Source organism: Nonomuraea sp. NPDC050451 (genome assembly GCF_044458585.1).
The window spans coordinates 57,079-63,918 of record NZ_JBITHZ010000021.1 but is presented as its reverse complement, the minus strand read 5'-3'; the positions used below and the strand labels follow the sequence as shown (position 1 = coordinate 63,918).

Genomic DNA, 6,840 nt, shown 5'->3' with positions numbered 1-6,840 from the left:
GCGCAGCATCGCAGAAGGCGCGGAGGGAGCGCTGGTCCCCCGGAGCGGCGACCGGCGGGACCGGGGCTGAGCAAGCGGTGCGATGGCGCATCGCGAACAAACAGGAGGAGATCATGGGCCGCACACTGGCCGAGAAGGTCTGGGAGCAGCACGTAGTCCGGCGTGCCGAGGGCGAACCGGACCTGCTCTATATCGACCTGCACCTCATTCACGAGGTGACCAGCCCGCAGGCGTTCGACGGGCTCCGTCTCGCCGGCCGGAAGGTGCGGCGGCCCGATCTCACGATCGCCACCGAGGACCACAACGTGCCGACCGTGCTTGGCCCGATCTCCGACCCGGTGTCCAAGACGCAGGTCGAGACGCTGCGCAAGAACGCCGCCGAGTTCGGCATCAGGCTCCATCCGATGGGCGACGCCGGTCAGGGCGTGGTGCACATCATCGGCCCGCAGTTCGGGCTGACGCAGCCGGGCATGACGATCGTGTGCGGTGACTCCCACACCTCGACGCACGGCGCGTTCGGCGGCATCGCGTTCGGCATCGGCACCTCCGAGGTCGAGCACGTGCTGGCCACGCAGACGCTGCCCGCGTACCGGCCGAAGACGATGGCGATCGAGGTCTCCGGCGAGCTGCCCGCCGGCGTGACCGCCAAGGACCTGATCCTGGCCATCATCGCCAAGATCGGCACCGGCGGCGGCCAGGGCTACATCGTCGAGTACCGCGGCGAGGCCGTCCGCAAGCTCTCCATGGAGGGCCGCATGACGGTCTGCAACATGTCGATCGAGGCGGGCGCCCGCGCCGGCATGATCGCGCCGGACGAGACCACGTTCGAGTACCTGAAGGGCCGCCCGCACGCGCCCGAGGGCGAGGCGTGGGACCAGGCCGTCGAGTACTGGAAGACGCTGCGCACCGACGACGACGCCGTGTTCGACAAGGTCGTGGAGATCGACGCCTCGACGCTGACCCCGTACGTCACGTGGGGCACCAACCCGGGTCAGGGCCTGCCGCTGGGCGAGTCCGTGCCGTCCCCGGAGAGCTTCTCCGACCCGGTCGAGCGCTCGGCCGCCGAGCGGGCGCTGGAGTACATGGGCCTGACCGCCGGCACGCCGCTGCGTGAGATCGAGGTCGACACGGTGTTCGTCGGCTCGTGCACCAACGGCCGCATCGAGGACCTGCGCTCGGCCGCCGAGATCCTGCGCGGCCGCCAGGTGAAGACCCGCACGCTGATCGTGCCCGGCTCGATGCTGGTCAAGCTGCAGGCCGAGCAGGAGGGCCTGCACGAGGTGTTCAAGGCCGCCGGCGCCGAGTGGCGCGAGGCCGGCTGCTCGATGTGCCTGGGCATGAACCCCGACACGCTCCAGCCCGGCGAGCGCAGCGCCTCCACCTCCAACCGCAACTTCGAGGGCCGCCAGGGCAAGGGTGGCCGCACCCACCTGGTGTCGCCGCAGGTCGCCGCCGCGACCGCCGTCACCGGCCGTCTGACCGCGCCCGCCGACCTGTAAGGAGACCTGGACCGATGGAAGCCTTCACCACCCACACCGGTACGGCGGTGCCGCTGCGCCGCAGCAACGTCGACACCGACCAGATCATCCCGGCCGTCTGGCTCAAGCAGGTCAGCCGCACGGGGTTCGAGAAGGGCCTGTTCGCGGCCTGGCGCGAGGACCCGACGTTCGTGCTGAACGACCCGTCCTACGAGGGCGGCTCGATCCTCGTCTCCGGCCCCGACTTCGGCACCGGCTCCTCGCGTGAGCACGCGGTCTGGGCGCTGCAGCAGTACGGGTTCCGCGTCGTGATCGCCGCCCGCTTCGGCGACATCTTCCGCAACAACTCCACCAAGATGGGCCTGCTGCCGGTCGTCCTGCCGGGCGACAAGGTCGAGGCGCTGCAGGCGGCCGTCGAGACCGACCCGAAGCTCGAGATCACCGTCGACCTGGCCGAACGCCAGGTCCGCTGGGCCGATGAGGTCGTGTCGTTCGAGATCGACGACTACACCCGCTGGCGGCTCATGGAGGGCCTCGACGACATCGGGCTGACCCTGCGTCACGCCGACGAAGTGGCGACGTACGAGAATGGTCGGCAGCCATGGCTGCCGACGACCGTCTAGAAGACGACGAACTGGCGCGGCGGTTGCGCGAGGCGCACCGCCGCGTCCGCATGCTCCCCGCGGCCGAGAAGGACCGGCTGGCCCGCCGCTACCTCGCGATTTGCGATCTGGCGAAGCGTGACCCGGAAAGGGCCGCCGCCCGCCTCGACGCCTTTCTGGCCTCTCTCGACACGCCACGTAGTGAGGAAAACGCGCCAGGTGATTGAGTTCACCCGCGATCCCGCCTACTTTCAAGCCCGTAAGGGGTTTCTAGGGCGAACTCGTGAGCTGGAACCCCGAGCCGTAACTGGGGGAGCAGGACTTTCATGAACAAGCGAGAACTCGTCGAGGCCATCGCGGATCGGGTGGGCGACAGGAAGACGGCCACCGAGGCCGTGAACGCGGTCATCGACACCATCCAGAAGGCCGTGGCGAGCGGCGACAAGGTCTCGATCACGGGCTTCGGCGCATTCGAGATGGTGAACAAGCCCGCCCGCACGGCCAGGAACCCGTCGACCGGCGCGGAAATCAACGTTCCCGAGAGCTGGGGGCCGAAGTTCCGCCCGGGGTCCGACTTCAAGGAACTGGTCAACCAGGGCGGCAAGAAAGTCGGAAAGAAGAAGTAAACCCAGCACGCGCTTCCGCCCGGGCCATCGGCCCGGGCGTTTCGCATTTCGGCCCGCAATCGGCCGGGTCGGGACCCGGCAAAAGTTACTCGGAATCGCCCGCCGGCGGCCGGCCGCTGAAGGCATCGGGGACCGGGAAGGTCGAGAGCGTGATGTAGGCGATCTGCCCGCCGGACATCCCGAGGTTGACCCGCTGCCCCGTGCGCAGCAGCAGCAGCGGCCCCGCGTCGAAGGCGGGCGTGCCGAACTCCAGCACGGTCCCGTCGTCGAGGAACACCGTCCCCGAGCGCGTGGCCTCGTCGAAGCTGCGTACCGTTCCCTGCACGCTGATCAGCGTAATTCGTTTGCCCCTCACCCGGCCAGGCCGCAAAGATCGTGAAATATGGGGCGTACGGGCGATTTCTGGCGGTTCGCGTGGGCGAACGCCATCACGCAGATGGGGACGCAGGTCACGGTGGTGGCCCTCCCCTTGGCGGCGCTCCTCGCCCTGGACGCCGGAGCCTTCCAGCTCGGCCTGCTGTCGGCGGCCCAGATGCTCGCTTTCCTGCTGATCGGGCTGCCCGCCGGCGTGTGGGTGGACCGGATGCGGCGCCGCCCGATCCTCATCTGGTCCGATGTCATGCGTGGCGTGGCGCTGCTGTCGGTCCCGGTGGCGGCCTGGCTCGACGTGCTGACGCTGCCGCAGCTGTACGCGGTCGCGCTGGTGCTGGGCGTGGGCACGGTCTTCTTCGACGTCGCCCACATGAGCTTCCTGCCCGCCGTCGTGACCAAGGAGCGCCTCGAACGCGGCAACGGCGTCCTGGAGGTCACCAGGAACACCTCGCTGCTCGCGGGACCGGGCGTCGGGGGCTGGGCGGTGGCCGTGTTCACCGCGCCGATCGCGCTGCTCGCCGACGCCGTCAGCTATCTCCTCTCCGCGCTCCTGCTGTCGGGCGTGCGCGCCGAGGAGAGCCCGCGGCGAGGCGAGCGGAGGTTGCGCCAGGAGGTGGCGGAGGGCATCAGGTTCGTCGCGGGAGAGCGGGTGCTGCGCAGGGTCGCGGTCGTGGGCGCGCTCGTCATGACGGCCAACGGCATCTCGACGGTCGGACTGCCGCTCTACCTGTTCAAGGAGCTAGGGGTCGGCTCGGCCCAGTACGGGCTGCTGCTGTCGGCCGCCGCCGTCGGCTCCCTCGTGGGCGCCGCTCTGGTGGCCCGCGTCACCGCGCGCTTCGGCAGCGGCCCCACCCTGTACGGCTCCGCCGTCCTGGCGACCGTGCTCTACCTGCCCGCGCTGGCGACCGGCCCCGGCTGGCGGCTGCTGATCTTCCCGCTGGCCTCGTCGCTGTTCGGCGCGGCCAGCTCGATCTTCGGCGTGGCCCAGCTCAGCTACCGCCAGCGCATCACGCCCGACCACCTGATGGGCCGGGTCAACGCCAGCATGCGCTTCCTCATGTGGGGGGCGTACCCGCTGGGCGGGCTGGCCGGCGGCGCGCTGGGGGAGTGGCTGGGCGGCTACGCGGTCTTCGCCGCGGGCGTGGCCCTGATGGGCGTGGCGCACCTGGCCGTGGCGACCTCGCCCGCCATCATGAAGACACCCGCGACCGCCTCATGAGCCCGTGGCAGGAAGCCCGGAGCCCGGCGAACCTCATGAGCCCGGCCGTCTCATGAGCCGGGCCACAGCTCGGCGACCACCGCGGCCGTGTGGCGGCCGAGGCCCAGCGCGATGGCCGCGCGCAGGTCGTCGGGCGTGTCCACGTCCCGCCGCACCGAGTCGATCCCCGGCACGCACAGCTCCTTCGCCCCGCCCGCCAGGTGCTTGGCCCGCGACTCCCCGCCGAACCTCGGTGTGAACGGCATCCCGGGCCGCACCCCGTAGAAGGTCGTCCCGACGTCGAGCGCGTCCGGCACGAAGGACTGGTCGAACTCGGCCGCGGCCTCCAGCGCCGTCCCCAGCTCCGACGACCGCAGGGCGGGCAGGTCCGCCTGCAGCGCCCCCACCGCGTCGCCGGGCGCGACGCGTACGGCATGGGCGGCCCCGGTGCGCAGGGCGGTGTTCAGGCCGCGATCAGGATCGGGCACCACCTCGGCACCCAGCGCGCCCAGCGGCCCGGCCGCGGCGGGGTCGGCCGTCACCACGATCACCCGGGCGACCCGCGCGCACGAGAGCGCCGCCGCCACCGTGTCACTCGCCACGGCCACGGCCAGCCTGGTCCGGTGCGGACCCGTCGCCGCCGCCAGCCTCGTCTTCGCCGCGACCAGCGTCTTCACCGGGATGACCAGCGACCAGCGGATGCTCATAGTCTTAAGCATCCCGCCTCGACATCCCGCGCGGCCAACCGGGAGACTTGGGGCGCATCCCGTACGTGTTGGAGGAGACCATGAGCCGCCCCGCGCGACCATCGCGTTTCTGGGAAACCCTGGCAGTCGTCATCGTGAAACCGCTGTCCTGGCTCCTGGTCAAGAGGGACTGGCGTAATGGGGAGCGCATCCCGCGCACCGGCGGTGTGATCATCGCGACCAATCACCTCTCCTGGACTGATCCGGTCCTGCTGTCGCACTTCCTCTACAACAACGGGCGCTGGCCGGTAATCCTGGCCAAGTCCGCTCTGTTCAAGGTGCCGTTCCTGGGCAGGGCGGTGACGGCGCTGCTGGCCATCCCCGTCGACCGGGGCAGCGCCGAGGCGGCGAAGTCCCTGCACATCTCGGCTCAGCGGCTCAAGGACGGCGGCGCGATCCTGTTCTACCCCGAGGGCACCTGCACCCGCGACCCCGGCCTGTGGCCCATGGTGGGCAAGACGGGCGCGGCCCGGCTGGCGCTGGAGAGCGGTGCGCCGGTCATCCCGGTGGCCCACTGGGGCGCGCATGAGTTGCTGCCGTACGGGGAGAAGAAGCCCAGACTGTTCCCGCGCAAGACGTTCCGCGTGACGGTGGGCCCACCGGTGGACCTGTCGAAGTACGCAGGCCAGCCGCTGCACGCGGAGGTGTTGCGCGCGGCGACGGCCGACATCACGGCCGCGATCACCCAGCAGCTCGCCGAGCTGCGTGGCGAGAAGGCCCCCGAGACTCCCTACGATCCGGCCCAGGGGTGATGGCATGACAAAGGTGGCCGTTTTCGGCACGGGTTCGTGGGGGACCACGTTCGCGATGATCCTGGCCGAGGCAGGCAACGAGGTCACGCTCTGGGGGCGCAGGCGGGAGCTGGTCGAGGCGATCGACCGCGACCACGTCAACCCCGACTACCTGCCGGGCATCCCCCTCCCGGAGAAGCTGCGCGCCACGACCGACCCGGCTCGGGCGCTCGAAGGGGCCGAGTTCGTGGTGCTGGCCGTCCCGTCGCAGCAGCTGCGGCCCAACCTGGCCGCCTGGCGCGAGCACATCCCGCCGAACGCGGTCCTGGTGAGCCTGATGAAGGGCATCGAGCTGGGCACGGCCAAGCGGATGAGCGAGGTGATCCGCGAGGTCGCGGAGGTGCCCGAGGAGCGGGTCGCGGTCGTCTCCGGGCCCAACCTGGCCAGGGAGATCGCTGAGCGCCAGCCCGCCGCCACCGTCGTCGCCTGCGCCGACGAGTCGGTCGCCGCCCGGCTGCAGGCGATCTGCCACCTGCCGCCGTGGTTCCGCCCGTACACCAACCACGACGTGGTCGGCGTCGAGCTGGGCGGCGCGGTCAAGAACGTGATCGCCCTGGCCGTGGGCGTCTCCGCGGGCATGGGCATGGGCGACAACGTCAGCGCCATGCTCATCACCAGAGGGCTGGCCGAGATCTCCCGCCTGGGCGCGGCCCTGGGGGCCGACCAGCACACGTTCGCGGGGCTCGCCGGCATGGGAGACCTCGTGGCGACCTGCACCTCGCCGCTGTCGCGCAACCGCACCTTCGGCGAGAACCTGGGCAGGGGCATGACCCTCGCCGAGGTCGTGGCCGCCACCAAGCAGACCGCCGAGGGCGTGAAGTCCTGCGAGTCCGTGCTGGAGCTGGCCAGGAAGCACGACGTCGAGATGCCGATCACCGAGGTCGTCGTCGGGGTCGTGCACGACGGCATGTCACCGGCGGAGGCGGGCATGTTGCTGATGTCCCGATCGCCCAAACCGGAGCGGTACGGGGTGTGAGGATGTGAGAAAGTCCTGATTACGGCGTGCTCGGCTCGCTGTGACCGGGAC

Annotated in this window: 9 protein-coding genes; 7 read left to right on the top strand and 2 right to left on the bottom strand. The window is 70.7% G+C overall.

The genetic code is table 11. The features are described from left to right. The first annotated feature begins 113 nt into the window (after positions 1-113). The 4 genes from leuC (at position 114) to ACIBI9_RS42715 (ending at position 2,706) form a co-directional block, all read left to right on the top strand. Positions 114-1,499, top strand: a complete 1,386-nt coding sequence (gene leuC / locus ACIBI9_RS42730; RefSeq protein ID WP_397231554.1) for a 3-isopropylmalate dehydratase large subunit — start codon at positions 114-116, stop codon at positions 1,497-1,499. 14 nt (positions 1,500-1,513) lie between these two features. Continuing rightward, complete coding sequence (gene leuD / locus ACIBI9_RS42725; protein WP_397231321.1) at positions 1,514-2,101, top strand: 3-isopropylmalate dehydratase small subunit; 588 nt, start codon at positions 1,514-1,516, stop codon at positions 2,099-2,101. Further along, complete coding sequence (locus ACIBI9_RS42720) at positions 2,080-2,307, top strand: hypothetical protein (RefSeq protein ID WP_397231319.1); 228 nt, start codon at positions 2,080-2,082, stop codon at positions 2,305-2,307. Before leuD ends, ACIBI9_RS42720 begins: the two co-directional genes overlap by 22 nt. 99 nt (positions 2,308-2,406) lie before the next feature. Further along, positions 2,407-2,706, top strand: a complete 300-nt coding sequence (locus ACIBI9_RS42715; RefSeq protein ID WP_185068084.1) for an HU family DNA-binding protein — start codon at positions 2,407-2,409, stop codon at positions 2,704-2,706. 85 nt (positions 2,707-2,791) lie between these two features. Here the strand turns inward: ACIBI9_RS42715 and ACIBI9_RS42710 are convergent, their stop codons facing one another. Then, a complete protein-coding gene (locus ACIBI9_RS42710; protein ID WP_397231317.1) occupies positions 2,792-3,031 on the bottom strand; it encodes a hypothetical protein in 240 nt (79 codons plus the stop codon). A 57-nt stretch (positions 3,032-3,088) separates the two neighbouring features. Here ACIBI9_RS42710 and ACIBI9_RS42705 point away from each other — a divergent pair, with 57 nt between their 5' ends. Continuing rightward, on the top strand, positions 3,089-4,297 hold the full coding sequence (locus ACIBI9_RS42705) for an MFS transporter (protein ID WP_397231315.1): 1,209 nt from the start codon (positions 3,089-3,091) through the stop codon (positions 4,295-4,297). 50 nt (positions 4,298-4,347) lie between these two features. Here the strand turns inward: ACIBI9_RS42705 and cofC are convergent, their stop codons facing one another. Then, entirely contained in the window at positions 4,348-4,983 is a 636-nt protein-coding gene (gene cofC / locus ACIBI9_RS42700) for a 2-phospho-L-lactate guanylyltransferase (RefSeq protein WP_397231313.1), read from the bottom strand. Positions 4,984-5,063: 80 nt separating this feature from the next. On the opposite strand from cofC, the gene ACIBI9_RS42695 reads away from it, so the two are divergent. Both ACIBI9_RS42695 and ACIBI9_RS42690 read left to right on the top strand, forming a co-directional pair. After that, complete coding sequence (locus ACIBI9_RS42695; protein ID WP_397231311.1) at positions 5,064-5,774, top strand: lysophospholipid acyltransferase family protein; 711 nt, start codon at positions 5,064-5,066, stop codon at positions 5,772-5,774. 4 nt (positions 5,775-5,778) lie between these two features. After that, on the top strand, positions 5,779-6,789 hold the full coding sequence (locus tag ACIBI9_RS42690; RefSeq protein WP_397231309.1) for an NAD(P)H-dependent glycerol-3-phosphate dehydrogenase: 1,011 nt from the start codon (positions 5,779-5,781) through the stop codon (positions 6,787-6,789). The last annotated feature ends 51 nt before the right edge of the window (positions 6,790-6,840 follow it).